This is a genomic window from Pseudoxanthomonas helianthi, from assembly GCF_017939625.1.
Taxonomy (GTDB): domain Bacteria; phylum Pseudomonadota; class Gammaproteobacteria; order Xanthomonadales; family Xanthomonadaceae; genus Pseudoxanthomonas_A; species Pseudoxanthomonas_A helianthi.
This window is the reverse complement of record NZ_JAGKTC010000003.1, coordinates 466,169-481,908: the sequence shown is the minus strand read 5'-3', so window position 1 is coordinate 481,908 and position 15,740 is coordinate 466,169. Positions and strand designations below refer to the sequence as shown.

General features: G+C 67.0%; 12 protein-coding genes. 7 read left to right on the top strand and 5 right to left on the bottom strand.

The features are described 5' to 3' along the window. Positions 1-28: 28 nt before the first annotated feature. Positions 29-1,789, bottom strand: a complete 1,761-nt coding sequence (locus J5837_RS14035; protein WP_210537383.1) for a M14 family metallopeptidase — start codon at positions 1,787-1,789, stop codon at positions 29-31. 138 nt (positions 1,790-1,927) lie between these two features. Between J5837_RS14035 and J5837_RS14030 the strand changes: the two genes are divergently transcribed. After that, the gene (locus J5837_RS14030; RefSeq protein WP_210537382.1) at positions 1,928-2,548 is read left to right on the top strand and encodes a rhomboid family intramembrane serine protease; all 621 of its coding nucleotides are present in this window, start codon (positions 1,928-1,930) and stop codon (positions 2,546-2,548) included. 6 nt (positions 2,549-2,554) lie between these two features. On the opposite strand, the gene J5837_RS14025 is transcribed toward J5837_RS14030, so the two are convergent. Further along, positions 2,555-2,731 carry a hypothetical protein gene (locus tag J5837_RS14025; RefSeq protein ID WP_210537381.1) on the bottom strand — a complete coding sequence of 59 codons (177 nt, stop codon included), beginning with the start codon at positions 2,729-2,731 and terminating at the stop codon, positions 2,555-2,557. Positions 2,732-2,923: 192 nt separating this feature from the next. On the opposite strand from J5837_RS14025, the gene J5837_RS14020 reads away from it, so the two are divergent. The 5 genes from J5837_RS14020 (at position 2,924) to J5837_RS14000 (ending at position 11,219) form a co-directional block, all read left to right on the top strand. After that, positions 2,924-3,211 (top strand): GNAT family N-acetyltransferase, encoded by a 288-nt coding sequence (locus tag J5837_RS14020; RefSeq protein WP_210537380.1) that lies wholly within the window; start codon positions 2,924-2,926, stop codon positions 3,209-3,211. 74 nt (positions 3,212-3,285) lie between these two features. Next, complete coding sequence (locus J5837_RS14015; protein ID WP_210537379.1) at positions 3,286-4,107, top strand: DUF3298 and DUF4163 domain-containing protein; 822 nt, start codon at positions 3,286-3,288, stop codon at positions 4,105-4,107. 6 nt (positions 4,108-4,113) lie between these two features. Continuing rightward, positions 4,114-5,232, top strand: a complete 1,119-nt coding sequence (gene cfa / locus J5837_RS14010; protein WP_210537378.1) for a cyclopropane fatty acyl phospholipid synthase — start codon at positions 4,114-4,116, stop codon at positions 5,230-5,232. Between the two features lie 209 nt (positions 5,233-5,441). Next, on the top strand, positions 5,442-6,638 hold the full coding sequence (locus J5837_RS14005; protein ID WP_210537377.1) for a glycerophosphodiester phosphodiesterase family protein: 1,197 nt from the start codon (positions 5,442-5,444) through the stop codon (positions 6,636-6,638). A 195-nt stretch (positions 6,639-6,833) separates the two neighbouring features. After that, positions 6,834-11,219 (top strand): DEAD/DEAH box helicase, encoded by a 4,386-nt coding sequence (locus tag J5837_RS14000; RefSeq protein ID WP_210537376.1) that lies wholly within the window; start codon positions 6,834-6,836, stop codon positions 11,217-11,219. 79 nt (positions 11,220-11,298) lie between these two features. Here J5837_RS14000 and J5837_RS13995 read toward each other — a convergent pair whose 3' ends face one another. Both J5837_RS13995 and J5837_RS13990 read right to left on the bottom strand, forming a co-directional pair. Beyond that, positions 11,299-11,904 carry a hypothetical protein gene (locus J5837_RS13995; RefSeq protein WP_210537375.1) on the bottom strand — a complete coding sequence of 202 codons (606 nt, stop codon included), beginning with the start codon at positions 11,902-11,904 and terminating at the stop codon, positions 11,299-11,301. Positions 11,905-12,033: 129 nt separating this feature from the next. Continuing rightward, on the bottom strand, positions 12,034-14,202 hold the full coding sequence (locus J5837_RS13990) for a M3 family metallopeptidase (protein WP_210537374.1): 2,169 nt from the start codon (positions 14,200-14,202) through the stop codon (positions 12,034-12,036). A gap of 162 nt (positions 14,203-14,364) precedes the next feature. On the opposite strand from J5837_RS13990, the gene J5837_RS13985 reads away from it, so the two are divergent. Continuing rightward, complete coding sequence (locus tag J5837_RS13985; protein WP_210537373.1) at positions 14,365-14,856, top strand: glutathione peroxidase; 492 nt, start codon at positions 14,365-14,367, stop codon at positions 14,854-14,856. A gap of 32 nt (positions 14,857-14,888) precedes the next feature. On the opposite strand, the gene J5837_RS13980 is transcribed toward J5837_RS13985, so the two are convergent. Next, a complete protein-coding gene (locus tag J5837_RS13980; protein WP_210537372.1) occupies positions 14,889-15,707 on the bottom strand; it encodes a CPBP family intramembrane glutamic endopeptidase in 819 nt (272 codons plus the stop codon). Positions 15,708-15,740: the final 33 nt, after the last annotated feature.

Here is a 15,740-nt window from a genome sequence, read left to right as displayed (position 1 = left end):
CGTCCTTCGGTCGCGGGCAGGCCCGCTCCTACAAGGCGGTATCGGTGCGCAGTACCGGATAGCGGAAGGCGTCGCGGTCCCAGGCCGGGTGGCGGCGATAGAAGAAGTCCAGCCGTGCGCCGGGGTTCCTGGCGAAGTCGGGATCGTCCTTGAGCTTCTTTTCGAACTCCGCCTTCAGCTTCGGATCGCGGGCCAGCATTTCGCGCGCCTGTTCCTCGGCGACGTAGCCTTCCATGTATTCCTTGCGCTCGAAGGCATTGTTGAACTCGCCCCACGCAGCCATCGAATCGGGCGCGGTCGGCTCGAGGATGTTCACCAGCAGCCGGGCTTCCGCCTGCGCCATCGGCACGTATAGGGTGCCGGCGCGGATGTCGGCCTCGTCGTCGCGCCAGCTTCCCTGCAGGTTCGCGCGTTGGTGGCCTTCGACCGAGGCGCCGCCGAACTCCACCTTGTCGGCGACGAAGGACTGCACCTTCATGTGCGAAGTGGCGTTGGTCAGCACCCGGTAGCGGATGCCGTGGCGCAGCAGCCAGCGCGATACCGCTGCGGCATGCTGCGGCGGCACCAGGTAGCCGCCCTTCGGCGCGACGACGACGGCGTCGGGCACGAGGGTGTTGCGCAGAGGCACCTTCCATACCTGCGGCTTGCTTTCGTCGTAGCGGGTCATCAGCGCGCCGGAAATGTCCGACGGCGTGCGCGTGTATGCGTAGCCGAGGAAGTCGATGGTGCGCACCGCGTCGGTAGCCTTGTAGCTGAGCGGCACCGGCTTGCCGCCGAGCTGCGCGGCGCGCTGGTCGGCTTCATGGGCCAGCTGCAGCCAGTGCGGGCCGTTCGCGGCGGTCAGTTCCAGCGCGTCGAGCACGGTGTTGTAGGTCGCCTTCACCCGTTCCGGGTAAGTACGCCACGAATGCGTTTCGACCAGGATGCCGAGGCGGTTGCGCAGCGGGAAATAGCCGTGCGAGAAGCGCGGCGGACTGACCCCGTCGACGAAGCCGGACGCCGGGTCGTCGTCCCTGGCGAAGCTGGGGTAGAAATCCACCGGCAGCGAGCCTTGCGTGGCCAGCTTGTCCACGATGCCGTGCAGCAGCGCCTTGCCGGCTTCGCGCAAGGCATCATCGCCGGAGTTGGTCGGCTCGCCGGTGATCGAAATGTCGTGCTGGAACTTGGCGCCGTCGGTGACGTGCAGGTCGAGCATCGCCAGCGGGTCCCAGCGTTGCACCAAGTCGAGCATCGCCTGCATTTCCGGGCTGTCGGCCTTCACGTAGTCGCGGTTGAGGTTGTAGCGCTGCGCGGTGACGCGGAAGCCCATCTCCTTCGGTCCGCGTTGGTTGGGGCGGTTCCAGGCGCGGAAATTCTCGTGGCCGTCGGCGTTGAACACCGGCACGAACAGCAACACCTGTTTGTCGAGCAGGCTCTGGCCGACCTTGCCTTCCAGCAGGTCGCGGACCAGCTTGAAGCCGGCGTCCTTGCCATCGATCTCGCCGGCGTGGATGCCGCCCTGCGCCAGCACCACCGGCAGGCCCTTCGCCTGCGCCGCCTTCGGATCCAGCGCTCCGCTGGTGGATACCGCCAGCGCCTTCATCGGCCGGCCCTGTGGCGTGGTGCCGAAATCGAAGCAGCGCACTGCCTGCGGCCAGGCCCTGGCGTAGCGGTCGCACAGTTCGACCACTTCGGCGTAACGGCCGGTTTCGGTGTAGCCGGAGCGTTCGGCGACGGTGCTCAGGTCGGCGTCGGCGGCGAAAGCGGGAACGGCTAAGGCGAGCAGGCTGAGGCAGGTCAGTCGGTTCATGTCGTGGGCGCGCGCGGAAAAACACCATGATGCGGCATGCCTGCGCCTCGCGCAGCCATGACCTGCGGGATTCGAAGCGCCGGCCCGGATCGGTTAGGCTTGCGCACTTTCGCGTGCGTGAGCGATGCAAGGAATCCGATGCAGACCCCGTTCTTCACCTACCTGTTGATCGCCGCCACTGCGCTGGTGTCGTGGCTGGCCTTCGGCAACCGCAAGCTGGCCGACCGGCTGATCCTGTGGCCGCCGGCGATCGACAAGCGCAAGCAGTACGACCGGCTGCTGACCTACGGCTTCATCCATGCCGATTTCTGGCACCTGTTCTTCAACATGTTCACCCTGTATTTCTTCGGTCGCGAGATCGAGGTGCTGATGACCCGACTGGTCGGTCCCTGGGTGTTCCCGCTGTTCTATCTGTCGGCGCTGGTGGTGTCGATCCTGCCGACCTACCTGAAGAACCAGCACAACCCGAATTACCTGAGCCTCGGCGCCTCGGGCGCGGTGTCCGCGGTGCTGTTCGCCTTCATCGTCGTGGCGCCCTGGGCCACGATCGGCGTGTTCTTCATTCCGATGCCGGCGATCGTTTTCGCCGTGCTATACGTGGCCTACAGCATCTGGATGGACCGCCGCGGCGGCGATCGCATCAACCACAGCGCGCACCTAGCCGGCGCCGCTTACGGGGTGATGTTCATGCTGATCATGCGCCCCGAAGTCCTGGGGCATTTCCTGACGGAGCTGTCGAACCCTTCGTTCGGCGGCTGAGCCGGTTCAGGCCGCCGCCCGCTGGTCGCTGCCGGGGTAGGTGGACAGCAGGCGCTTGTAGACGATCTCGTCCAGCCGGCTGAAATCGCCGTCGGCGGTCTGCCCGCGCACGGTCCTCTGGCAGAGGTCGAGCAGCAGGGCGAATTCCTTGGCGTCTTCGTTCTTTTCGGGTTCTTGCGTCATGGCATCCACGTCTAACGATCAAGGTCGTACCGGTAATGGGCATCAAGCGTGCCAATCCGGTATTGGGATGCGTGTCACGCCATTTTGGTTCGTGAACGAGTCTTCACATAACCAGGTGACGCAATGGGGCGAAAACTGCCGTACCAGCGTTTCGGGCACAATGTGCCGGTCAGTCGTGCAGGTGCCGCCCCCATGAGTTCCGAAATCCCGCTTTCGATCGTCCACGAAGCCGCGCAGCACCGGTTCCGTACCGAACTGGAAGGCCATGAGGCCGAACTGGTCTATCGCCTGCGCGATGGGCGCCTGACCATCGAACACACCGGCGTCCCCGAGGCCATCGGCGGCCGCGGCGTGGCTGGCGAACTGGTCCGGGCGGTACTGGAATACGCCCGCGCCGAGGGGCTGCGGGTGGTGCCGGCCTGTTCGTATTCGGCCGTGTATATTCGCCGCCACCCCGAATATGCCGACCTGGTGGCGTAGCGACCGCGGCGGGCTGTCGCCCTGCTGCGTCGCGAAATAAACTGTCGTTCCCCAAGCCTGCAAGGAGCCCGGCTGTGCGATCCGCCTTCAAATTCGTGGCCTTGTCGGCGTTGGCGCTGGCCGTGCTCGCCGCCTGCCGGCAGGAGTCGCCGACCGCCACGCCCGCTGCCGCGCCGGACGCCGCCGCGCCTACGGCACCCGCGGGGGCACCGGCCCAGCTGAAGGACGTCATCGAGCACAACGATCGGTACGTGGTCGGGGTCAGCTATCCGCCGAAATTGAACGCGTACCCCGGCCTGGCCCAGGCCGTCGCCGCCTACGTCAAGGCCGAGCAAGACGAGCTGATGGAAGCGGTGGAAGCCCTGGGCAACGACAAGCCGACCGCGCCCTACGAGTTGTCGCTGAGCTTCGAACAGGTGCTGGACACCCCGGACATCGTCGCGGTGGCCGGCGATGGCAGCCGCTACACCGGCGGCGCACACGGCGAACCGCTGGTGGCGCGCTTCGTCTGGTTGCCGAAGCAGAACAAGCTGCTGACGGCCGACGAATTGATTCCCGATGCGAAGGGCTGGCTGGCGGTCAGCGGTTACGCGCGCGAGCAACTGCGCACGGCCGTGTCGGTGCGCGCCGATGCCGACGAGATGCCGCCGGAAGAACGCCAGCAGTTCGTCGCCAACGCCGACAAGATGATCGACGCCGGCACCGAGCCGGATTCGGCGAACTTCCGCCAGTTCCAGCCGCTGGCCGACGCGCAGGGCAAGGTGACCGCGTTGCGCTTCGTGTTCCCGCCGTACCAGGTCGGGCCTTACGCCGACGGCACGCAATCGGTGGACGTGCCGATCGACGTGGTGCGGCCGTACCTGGCGCCGGAATACGTGGGGCTTTTCTCCCCCTAGCGCGGCATGGCTCCGGACCGCTTCCGCCACAGGCTCGAGGCGCTTCTGGGCGAAGCCGACGTACGCGTCGACGGCGAACGCCCGTGGGACTTGCAGGTGCACGACCCGCAACTGTTCTCCCGCCTGCTGGGCGAGGGTTCGCTGGGTCTGGGCGAAAGCTACATGGACGGCTGGTGGGACGCGGTTTCCGTGGACGGTTTCCTGTACAAGCTGCTGCAGGCGCGACTGGACCAGCGCGTGCACGGTTTCGGCGAAATCCGCGACGCATTGTTCGCGCGCCTGTTCAATCCGCAGACGCGCCGGCGCAGCCGCGAAGTTGGCGAGCGCCATTACGACCTCGGCAACGACCTGTACGCGGCGATGCTGGGCAGGCGGCTGGTCTACAGCTGCGGCTACTGGCGCAATGCGGACAATCTCGATGACGCGCAGGAAGCCAAGCTCGACCTGGTCTGCCGCAAGCTGCGCCTGCAACCCGGCATGCGCGTGCTGGACATCGGCTGCGGCTGGGGCGAGGCGCTGAAATTCGCTGCCGAGCGCTACGGCGTCAGCGGCGTCGGCGTGACCATCTCGAAGGAACAGGCCGAATATGCGCGCGAGCTGTGCGCGGGCCTGCCGGTCGAGATCCGCCTGCAGGACTACCGCGACATCGACGGTCGCTTCGATGCGGTGTATTCCATCGGCATGTTCGAGCATGTCGGGGTGAAGAACTACGAAGACTATTTCCAGACCGTGCGCCGGCTATTGCCCCACGACGGGTTGAGCCTGTTGCATACCATCGGCACCAACGTCTCGGCGACCCACACCGACCCCTGGATCGCGAAATACATCTTCCCCAACTCAATGCTGCCGTCGGCGCAGCAGATCGCGCGGGCCAGCGAAGGCCTGTTCGTGATCGAGGACTGGCACAACTTCGGCGCCGATTACGACACCACGCTGCAGGCCTGGTACCGCAACATCGAGGCTGCGTGGGACCGGCTCGACGCGCGCTACGACGAGCGCTTCCGCCGCATGTGGCGCTTCTACCTGTCCGCATCGATGGCGACTTTCCGTAGCCGCCGTTCGCAGCTGTGGCAGATCGTCATGTCGCCGGAAGGCGTGCCGGGCGGATACGTCGCGCCGCGGTGAAGGCGGCGTGAAAGCGTGCGTTGCAGCGTGCGCGTCAAACGCGGGTAACTTCGGGCTTCGAACATGCGCGGGCCGATCCGCGCGGTCGGCATTCCCCCGACCACCCGAGGTTCGACGACATGGACAAGCGTTCAAACAGATTCCTTCCGGCTTTGGCCGCCGGCTTGCTGCTCGTTTCCGCAGGCGCCGCCTTCGCCCAGAATGCGCAGGTGGACTTCCATTCCCGCAATGCCGACGCGGACCATCGCGGCCTGATCGTGATCGGCCATCGCGGCGCCAGCGGCTACCGTCCCGAACATACGCTGGAATCGTACCGACTGGCGATCCGGCAAGGCGCCGATTTCATCGAGCCCGACCTGGTCGCAACCAAGGACGGCGTGCTGATCGCGCGCCACGAGAACGAGATTTCCGGCACCACCGACGTCGCCGCGCATCCGGAGTTCGCCAACCGCAAGACCACCAAGGTGGTCGATGGCGTGCGCATGACCGGCTGGTTCACCGAGGACTTCACCCTGGCCGAAATCAAGACCCTGCGGGCGAAGGAGCGCATCCCGGCCATCCGCCCGGGCAATACCCGCTACGACGGCCTGTACACGGTGCCGACCTTCGCCGAAGTGATCGAACTGGCCAAGCGCGAAAGCCGCGGTACCCGCAAGGTCGGCATCTACCCGGAAACCAAGCATCCGACCTACTTCGCCAAGGAAGGGCGCCGCCTCGACGGCAGCCTCATCGCGACTTCATTGGGGCGCAAACTGGTTGAGACGCTGGTGAGCACGGGCTTCACCGATCCGAAGCGCGTGTACATCCAGAGCTTCGAATTCGAGAACCTGATCGAGCTGAAGAAGCAGGTCATGCCGCAAGCCGGCGTGGACCTGCCGCTGGTGCAGTTGTACGACGACTTCTACGAAGCCAAGCCTTACGACGTGGCCTACAACGCCGCCCACGGCGCCGATCTTGCCGGCGTCTATGGCGGACTGGCGGGCGAAGTGCAGGGCGGCCTGAACGCCGGCACCCCCTATGGCGCCTTTGCCACCGAGCCGATGCTGAACTGGATGAAGGCCAACTACGCGTCGGGCGTGGGTCCGTGGAAGGGCAGCCTGCTGCCGCGCGTGCCACTGGCGACCAAGCTCGACGTCAACGGCGATGGCAAGGCCGAGTTGGGCAGTCGCAACACCGGCCTGGTCCACCCGATGCTGGGCTGGGCGTTGAAGGCCGGCCTGCAGGTGCATCCGTACACGCTGCGGGCCGAGGAAAGCTACCTGGCGCAGACGCCCGGCGGCGTCGCGCAATCGGTCATCGCCGAAGCCGTGCAACTGTATGGCCTGGGCGTGCAGGGGTTCTTCATCGACCAGCCCGACCAGGGTGTGGCCGCACGCGACATCTTCCTCGAGTTGAGCAAACCCTAGCCGGTTCCGCCTGCAATGCGGCGGCGGCGCCCCAGGGCGTCGCCGCCGTTCCGGCGCCAGTTGCCCCCGCCCGAAGGTGCCGTCTCACTTCCTGCGACGCTGCGCGGCCATGCTGCAGCGGTGCACGCGCAGATCCGCCTGAATTTCAGCCCTTCCGTTCATCCGGCCGGGGACGGCCGGGCGGATAATCGGCGCATGTCCTCGCGACATCCCCAGCATCCGGCGCTCGTTGCCTTCCATCCCGCCGTCGCCACCTGGTTCGCGCGCAGCTTCCCCGCGCCGACCGAGGCGCAGGTCGCCGCGTGGCCGGCCATCGCCAGCGGCCGCGACACCCTGGTCGCGGCGCCGACCGGTTCGGGCAAGACGCTCACCGCGTTCTTCACCGCCATCGACGGACTGGTGCGCGAGGGCCTGTCCTACGGCCTGCCCGACGCGACCCTGGTGCTGTACGTCTCGCCGCTGAAGGCGCTGTCCAACGACATCCACGTCAACCTGGAAGCGCCGCTGCAAGGCATCCGCGACGAACTCGCCGCGCAGGGCCTGCCCGACGTGGACATCCGCACCGCGGTACGCACCGGCGACACCCCGCAGTCCGAACGCGCGGCCCTGCGCAGGCGTCCGCCGCACATCCTGGTCACCACGCCGGAATCGTTGTACGTGCTGCTGGGTTCCGAATCCGGCCGGGCGATGCTGTCGGCCGTGCGCACGGTGATCGTCGACGAAATCCATGCGCTGGTGCAGAGCAAGCGCGGCAGCCACCTCGCGCTGTCGCTGGAACGGCTCGACGCGCTGACCGGCCGGCGCGCGACCCGGGTCGGCTTGTCGGCCACCCAGAAGCCGATCGAAACGGTAGGGAAGTTCCTGGTCGGCGCGGGTGCAGCCGATCCGGCCATCGTCGATATCGGCCACGCGCGCAAGCGCGACCTCGCGCTGGAACTGCCGCCGGTGCCGCTGGAAGCGGTGATGTCGAACGCGCAGTGGGACCTGGTCTACGAACGCATCGCGCAGCTGGTCGAACAGCACGCAACCACGCTCGTCTTCGTCAATACCCGGCGCATGGCCGAACGCGCGGCGCGCCACCTCGGCGAATTGCTGGGCAAGGAACACGTCGCCGCGCACCACGGCTCTCTGGCCAAGGAATTGCGCCTGGACGCGGAGCAGAAACTCAAGCGAGGCGAGCTGAAGGTGCTGGTCGCCACCGCCTCGCTGGAGCTGGGCATCGATATCGGCGACGTGGACCTGGTGTGCCAGATCGGTTCGCCGCGCAGCATCGCTGCGTTCCTGCAGCGCGTGGGCCGTTCCGGCCACCATGTCGGCGGCGTTCCCAAGGGTCGATTGTTCCCGAGCTCGCGCGACGAATTGCTGGAAAGCGCGGCGCTGCTGGATGCCGTGCGTCGCGGCGAACTCGACGCGCTGATCATGCCGCCGGCGCCGCTGGACGTGCTGGCGCAGCAGATCGTCGCCGAAGTGGCCTGCCGCGAATGGGACGAGGACGAACTGTTCGAGGTCGTGCGTCGCGCGTGGCCGTACGCACAGCTCGATCGTAAGGGTTTCGACGAGGTGGTGCGGATGCTGGCCGACGGATTCAGCACCCGCTATGGCCAGCGCGCGGCCTACCTCCATCGCGACGCCGTGCACCGCAAGCTGCGCGGGCGCAAGGGCGCGCGCATGACCGCCACCCTATCGGGTGGGACCATTCCCGACACCGCCGATTACCAGGTGGTGCTGGAACCGCATGCCACGATGATCGGCACGATCAACGAGGACTTCGCCATCGAGAGCATCGCCGGCGACATCTTCCAGCTCGGCAACACGAGTTATCGCATCCTCCGTGTCGAGGCCGGCCGCGTGCGCGTCGAGGATGCCGAAGGCGCGCCGCCGAGCATCCCGTTCTGGCTGGGCGAGGCGCCGGGCCGCAGCATCGAACTGTCGGCCAGCGTGTCGCGCCTGCGCGAGGCGATGCAGGACCAGCTGGAGCGGGGCGGCGAGGCGGAGCTGAAAGCGTGGCTGCTGTCGGAACTGCGGTTGGGCGAATCCGCCGCCGCGCAGATCGCGGGCTACGCGGCCGCGCAGTTCGCCGGTTTCGGCCTGCTGCCTTCGCAATCGCGGATCGCGCTGGAGCGTTTCTTCGACGAATCCGGCGGCACCCAGCTGATCATCCATTCGCCCTACGGCAGCCGCATCAACAAGGCCTGGGGGCTGGCGCTGCGCAAGCGCTTCTGCCGCAAGTTCAATTTCGAACTGCAGGCGGCGGCGACCGAGGACGCCATCGTGCTTTCGCTGTCGACCAGCCATTCGTTCCCGCTGATCGAGGTGATGTCCTACCTGCATTCGTCCAGCGCCGAGCAGGTGCTGGTGCAGGCGCTGCTGGACGCGCCGCTGTTCCCGGCGCGCTTCCGCTGGAACGCGACTACGGCGCTGGCGCTGCCGCGCTTCGTCGGCGGCACCCGGGTCGCGCCGCAGCTGCAGCGGATGAAGTCCGAAGACCTGATGGCGACGGTCTTCCCGGACCAAGTGGCGTGCCTGGAGAACATCGTCGGCGAGCGCGAGGTGCCGGACCACCCCTTGGTCGCGCAGACCTTGCACGATTGCCTGCGCGAAGCGATGGACGTGGACGGTTGGCTCGCCTTGCTGCGCGCGCTGGAAGCCGGCGAGGTGCAGGTCGTCGCCCGCGACCTGACCGGGCCATCGCCCTTCGCCGCGGAAGTGTTGAGCGCGCGGCCCTACGCCTTCCTCGACGATGCGCCGTTAGAGGAACGCCGCACCCGCGCGGTGCAGACCCGCGGCTTGGGCGCGACGCAGGCGGAAGACCTGGGCCGGCTCGACCTCGGCGCGATCGAAGGCGCGCGCGAGGATGCCTGGCCACAGCCGCGCGATCAGGACGAGATGCATGAGGCATTGATGCAGCTCGGGACGGCGACCGCCGGCGAAGCGGAAGCTTCGGGCTGGAACGGATGGCTGGAGCGACTGGCGAAAGCGCGGCGCGCAACTCGGTTGATGCCGCATGCCCTCACCCCAACCGGTCTCCCGATGGGGGAGGGGCTGTGGGTTACGGCCGAACGTCTGCCGCAACTGCTGGCGCTGCATCCGCAAGCCGCATGCGAACCCTGCCTCGAAGTTCCGGCCGATTACGCGCGCGACTGGATGCATGAGGACGCGATGCGCGAGCTCGTCCGCGCCCGTCTGGGAGGAATGGCCGTGACCACGGCTGCCGCCATCGCCGATGCCTTGGCCGTGGAGCGCCGCGACGTCGATTTCGCCTTGCTGGCGCTGGAACAGGAAGGCTACGCGATGCGCGGGCGCTTCACGCCGGGCGCGAGCAGCGACGAATGGTGCGAACGCCACCTGCTGGCCCGTATCCACCGCAACACGCTGGGCCGTTTGCGCCGCGAGATCGAACCGGTCGAGGTGCGCGATTACGTGCGTTTCCTCTGCGACTGGCAGCGCGTTTCGCCGGCCACCCGCGTACAGGGGCCGGAAGCGCTGGCCGGCGTGCTGGCGCAACTGGAAGGTTTCGAAGCCGCGGCCGGCGCCTGGGAATCCGAATTGTTGCCAACGCGGGTCAAGGACTATTCCATCGCCTGGCTGGACGACCTGTGCTCCGCGGGACGCGTCGCCTGGACGCGGTTGCGCGCGGGCGGCGAATCGCTGGTGCGCGCCGCGCCCATCGTGCTGCTGCCGCGTCGCGAGTTGCCGCTGTGGACGCGGCTGGCCGCGACCCAGCAACCGTCCGACGAATCGCCGCTGTCTTCGCGTGCACGGAAGGTCGCCGACAGCCTGCGCGAACACGGCGCGCTGTTCTTCGACGAGCTGGCCGATGCCGCGCATTTGCTTGAAACCGAACTGGAGGATGCGCTCGCGGAACTGGTGGCGCGTGGCCGCGCCAGCTGCGACAGCTTCTCCGGCCTGCGCGCCTTGTTGCTGCCTGCCGCGAAGAAGCCGGCGAGTTTCGGCCGGCGTGGGCGCCGCGCGTCGCTGATGGGCATCGCCGATGCGGGGCGCTGGAGCCTGACCCGCAGGGCGGCCGATCTCGCCGGCGACCCGGCATCCATCGAGCCGGCGTCGATCGAACACATCGCCCGCGTGCTGCTGCGCCGCTATGGCGTGGTCTGCTGGCGCTTGCTGGAACGCGAGGCGCAATGGCTGCCGCCGTGGCGCGAATTGCTGCGCGAATACCAGCGGCTGGAAGCGCGCGGCGAGATCCGCGGCGGCCGCTTCATCGCCGGCGTGGTCGGCCAGCAGTTCGCCCTGCCGGAGGCGGTGGCGGCATTGCGTGGCGTGCGCAAGCGCGCGCGCGATGGCGCGATGATCGCGGTCTCGGCCGCCGATCCCTTGAACCTGATCGGCGGCATCGTCGCCGGCGACAAAGTGCCGCGCCAGCCGGGCGCGCGCCTGTTGTGGCGCGACGGTGTGCCCGTGGCCACGCTCGTCGCAGGCGAATTCACGCCGCTGCCGGGCCTGGCGCTGGCCAACGAACCGGCGGCGCAGATGGCGCTGCTCCGCGCACCGTCCGCGCCCGCGGGTTCCGCGCAGGGCTACGGCTCCCGGCCGATGGCCGATCCGCTCGGATTGCATTCCTGAAGGGAGATTGCGGGCGATCAGTTCGGCGCCGTGCCGTGGTTTTTCCGGCGAAGGCTCGATCCGTCGTTCCGCCAGTCGATCAGATGGCTTCCCACTGGCGGCCGATCCACGAGCCCTGGTAAAGCAGTGCCGCCACGGCGAAGCCGCCGTGGTAGAAACGGTTGCGCGTGGCGATCGCGATGAGGCAGCCGGTGATGTAGGCGACGTTGCGGAAGATGTATTCGCCACCGAAGCTGTGGAAATACGCCGGTCCCTTGATCCAGGTATCGATGAAGTCGACGGCGAAGGCCAGGGCCAGCAGGCCGAAGAACCAATGGCGGCGGTCGTTGAAATAATCCCTGTAGCCGCGGCCTTCTTCCAGGCTTTCCGGGAACACCAGCGCGCACAGCAGGTACAGCAACAACGCGTACAGGGTGATGAAGAGGTACAGGTTGAAACTCCAGCGCACCACGCCCGACAGGCGGAACTCCCACCACCAGAACAGCAGCAGGTAGGAGAACATGAAGACCGCCCACAGCAGGTGGACCCAGTACAGCCGTCGGTGACGCGGACGTTCGACGATGCGGGCGAAGTGGCGCAGCAGGTGGGTCAGGCTGAGGCCGACTACCATGCCGAGCAGCACGCGCACGTGCAGGTAGACGGTTTCCATCGAGGCAGGGTCGAGCGCGTGCGTCGAAACAGGCATGCGGCATGTCCGGCGGGGCGTTCGGCGGAGGCTAGCGCATCGTCCGGTGGCCCGCCAGTCGCCTGTCGACGCCGGGAAAAAACGAAAAACGCCGCCCGAAGGCGGCGTTCTCTCGCATCGTGGCGGCGGCTACGGGTTCGCGGTGGTCAGCCCGCGCTTTTCCAGCAACGGTTCGATCTTCGCTTCGTAGCCGGAGAAGTTCGGGAACAGCTTGCCGGCTTCGATCTCGCCGCCCGGCGCCAGCACGAACTTGCGCATGCGGTCGCCGTTGTCGCGCGACAGGCCGCCGTGCTGGCGGATGTACTGCTCGGTATTCGCACCCAGCACTTCGGACCAGATGTAGGCGTAGTAACCCGCCGCATAGCCGCCCATGATGTGGCTGAAGTAGGGCGTCCGGTAACGCGGCGGCACCGGCGCGTAGTCGATGCCGTCGGCCTTCAGTGCCTCGGCCTCGAAGGCCATCACGCCCGACGCGTCGGGGATCTTGTCCAGCGGCAATTGGTGCCAGCGCTGGTCCAGCATCGCCGCGCCCAGGTATTCGGTGGTGGCGAAGCCCTGGTTGAACTTCGACGCCGCGACAACCTTGTCCAGCAGTTCCTTCGGCATCGGCGCGCCGGTCTGGTAATGCTTGGCATAGTTGGCCAGCACTTCCGGCCAGTCGGCCCACATCTCGTTGACCTGCGACGGGTATTCGACGAAGTCGCGCGGCACGTTCATCGAGAAATACGGGTAGCGCACGTCCTGGAAGAAGCCGTGCAGGGCATGGCCGAACTCGTGGAACGCGGTGGTGACCTCGTCCCAGGTCATCAGCGTCGGCTTGCCTTCGGACGGCTTGGGAATGTTGAGGTGGTTGGCCACCACCGGCTTCTCGCCGAGCAGCGCGGACTGGCTGACGTAGGTGTTCATCCACGCGCCGCCGCGCTTGGAGTCGCGCGCGTATGGGTCGAAGATGAAGATCGCCAGGCGCTGGCCGTCCTTGTCGAACACGTCGTAGACCCAGGTGTCCGGATGGTACTTCGGCAGGTCGGGCCGGGCCTTGAAGCTGATCCCATACAGCTTGTTCGCGGCGAAGAACACGCCGTTCTCCAGCACGTTCTTCATTTCGAAGTAGGGCTTTAGCTGGGACTCGTCGAAGCTGTACTTGGCCTGGCGCACCTTCTCGCTGTAGTAGGACCAGTCCCACGGCGCCAGCTGGAAGGACGGCTGGCCCTTGGCCTTCTGCTCGGCGTCGATCATCGCCTGCAGGTCGCCGGCTTCGCGCTTGGCGTTGGCTACCGCGGCCGGCGCCAGTTGGCGCAGCATCCTGTTGACGTTGTCCTGGTTGGCGGCCGTTTCGTCGGCCAGCACGAAGTTGGCCGAGGTGTCGTAGCCCATCAGCTTCGCCCGTTCGGCGCGCAGCTTCAGCACCTGCGAGACGATCGCGGTGTTGTCCCACTGGTTGCCGCGGCTGCCGCGCGCGACCGAGGCCCGGTACAGGCGCTCGCGCAGGGCGCGGTTCTCCAGCTGCGCTTCGGCAGGCTGGCCGGTGGTGTTGAGCAGGGCGATCACGTACTTGCCTTCCAGCTTGCGCGCCTTGGCGGCTTCGGCGGCCGCGGCGATCTGTTCGTCGCTCATGCCCTTCAGTTCGTCGCGGCTATCCACGACGATGGCCGAATCGTTGACCTCGGCCAGCACGTTCTTGTTGAACTGCGTGCCCAGCTTCGACATCTCGGTGTTGATCTCGCGGATGCGCGCCTTCTGCGCCTCGCTCAGCGCGGCGCCGGCGCGGACGAAGTCCTCGTAGCGCTTTTCCAGCAGGCGGCGGTCGATGGCGTCCAGGCCCAGCGAGTCGCGCTGGTCGTACAACGCCTTGATCCGGGCGAACAGCTTCGGGTTCAGGGCGATGGCGTCGTTGTGCGCGGAGAACTTCGGCGCGTATTCGGTCTGCAGCTTGTCGCGGGCTTCGGTCTTGTCGGTGCCGACCAGGTTGCCGAACACGCTGCGCGCGCGGCCGAGCAGCTGGCCGCTCTTTTCCATCGCCACGATGGTGTTCTGGAAGGTGGGTTTTTCCGGGTTGTCGGCGATGGCGTCGATTTCGCGCAGCTCCTGCGCCATGCCGGCGTCGAAGGCGGGGGCGAAATCGCTGTCCTTGATCTTGTCGAACTGCGGATAGTTCAGGTCCAGCGGGCTTGGCGCGGCGAACGGACCGTTGTAGGCGGGGGAGGACATCTGCGGTTCCTTGGCGTTCTGGGCCACGGCCGGGGCGGACAGCGCTGTGGCGATTGCGAGCGCAAGCGCGCCGGCGAAGGTGGGCTTCATGTGGGTCTCGTCGGATGGGTGGACAGGGGCGCAAGCCTAGCCCAGCCGGAACGGCAAGGCCCGTGACGAATGGCATGGGCCAAAGCCGGTCCGTAGCGTAACGCCAAGCTTGGCCGCACCGCCACGTTTTGCGCGACAATCGCCGCTCCGACTTGCCGAGGCATGCGCATGGCCACCACCGCCTACGATTTCGAAGCGACCGCGCTGGACGGTTCGCCGCAGCCGTTGTCCGCATGGCGCGGCAAGGCCCTGCTGATCGTCAACGTGGCCAGCAAGTGCGGCTTCACCCCGCAATACGAGGGGCTGGAGAAGCTGTGGCGCGAATACGGCGACCAGGGACTGGTGGTGCTGGGTTTCCCCTGCGACCAGTTCGGCCATCAGGAGCCGGGCAATGCCGACGAAATCAGGAATTTCTGTTCGCTGACCTACGACGTGACCTTCCCGATGTTCGCCAAGATCGAGGTCAACGGCAGCGGGGCGCATCCGCTGTGGCAGTGGCTGAAGAAGCAGAAGGGCGGCCTGCTCGGCATCGGCGCGATCAAGTGGAACTTCACCAAGTTCCTGGTCGGCCGCGACGGCCAGGTGATCGCGCGCTATGCGCCGACCGACAAGCCGGAATCGCTTAAAAGCGATATCGAGACCGCGCTGGGATGATTCCCGCCTTCGGCGGTGTGCACGGCCGCCGATCAGGACGCAGCTGAGCGAGTGCGTCGCCGTTCCGCGTGCCACAGGACCAGCAGCGCTATCCCCATGATGCCCGCATAGACGGACAGCCCGGCCAGCTGATTGCCGCGTGTGGCCTCGCCTGTACGTTCAAGTATCCCCACGCCTCCCTTGCCGCCGCTAGCCCAGTCGATCATGTTCCAGGCGGCATGCAGCCCCAGCGGGAACGCGAGGCTGCGGCTGGCGATGGCCGCCATGCCGAAGACCAGGGCGGACAGCACCGAGCCGACGACGGCATTCAGGATCGAATAGCCGCCGAGCAGGTGTTCGACCGTGAACAGCGTCGCCATGAGCGCCAACGCCGGCCCGCGCCCCAGGCCGGTTTCGAGCGTTCGCAACAGATATCCACGGAACACGATCTCTTCGCGCAGGGCAAGCAGCACGAAGCCGAGCATCGACAATCCAAGCGTGGCGGGAGCAGGAGTCGCCGCGAACCGATACGTGACGATCCCGAAGCACCAGAGCAGGAGCGCAAATGCGGACGCGAGCAACGCGCCCGCGATCAGCCCGAACGCAAGGAGAGGCAGGGATTTCCGGTCGGCCGTCAGGCGGGCATCCGCCATGGGCAACCCATCCCGTCGACAGAACCAGAACGACAGGGCATAGGCGGCCGCGGATCCAACGGCACCGTTGACGACCGCCTGCAGAACCCACGACAGCGCATGAGTGGCGCCGGAAACCGCAACCAGGGCTGCCATCGTGGCGATCCAGAAAAGGATCGCGTGCACGCAGCTGCGCAAGGGGCGCGAATGCGCGCGTGTCACCGGTGCGTCGGCGGTCATGGATCGATCGTGCCGCGCGGCACAGGCGGATAC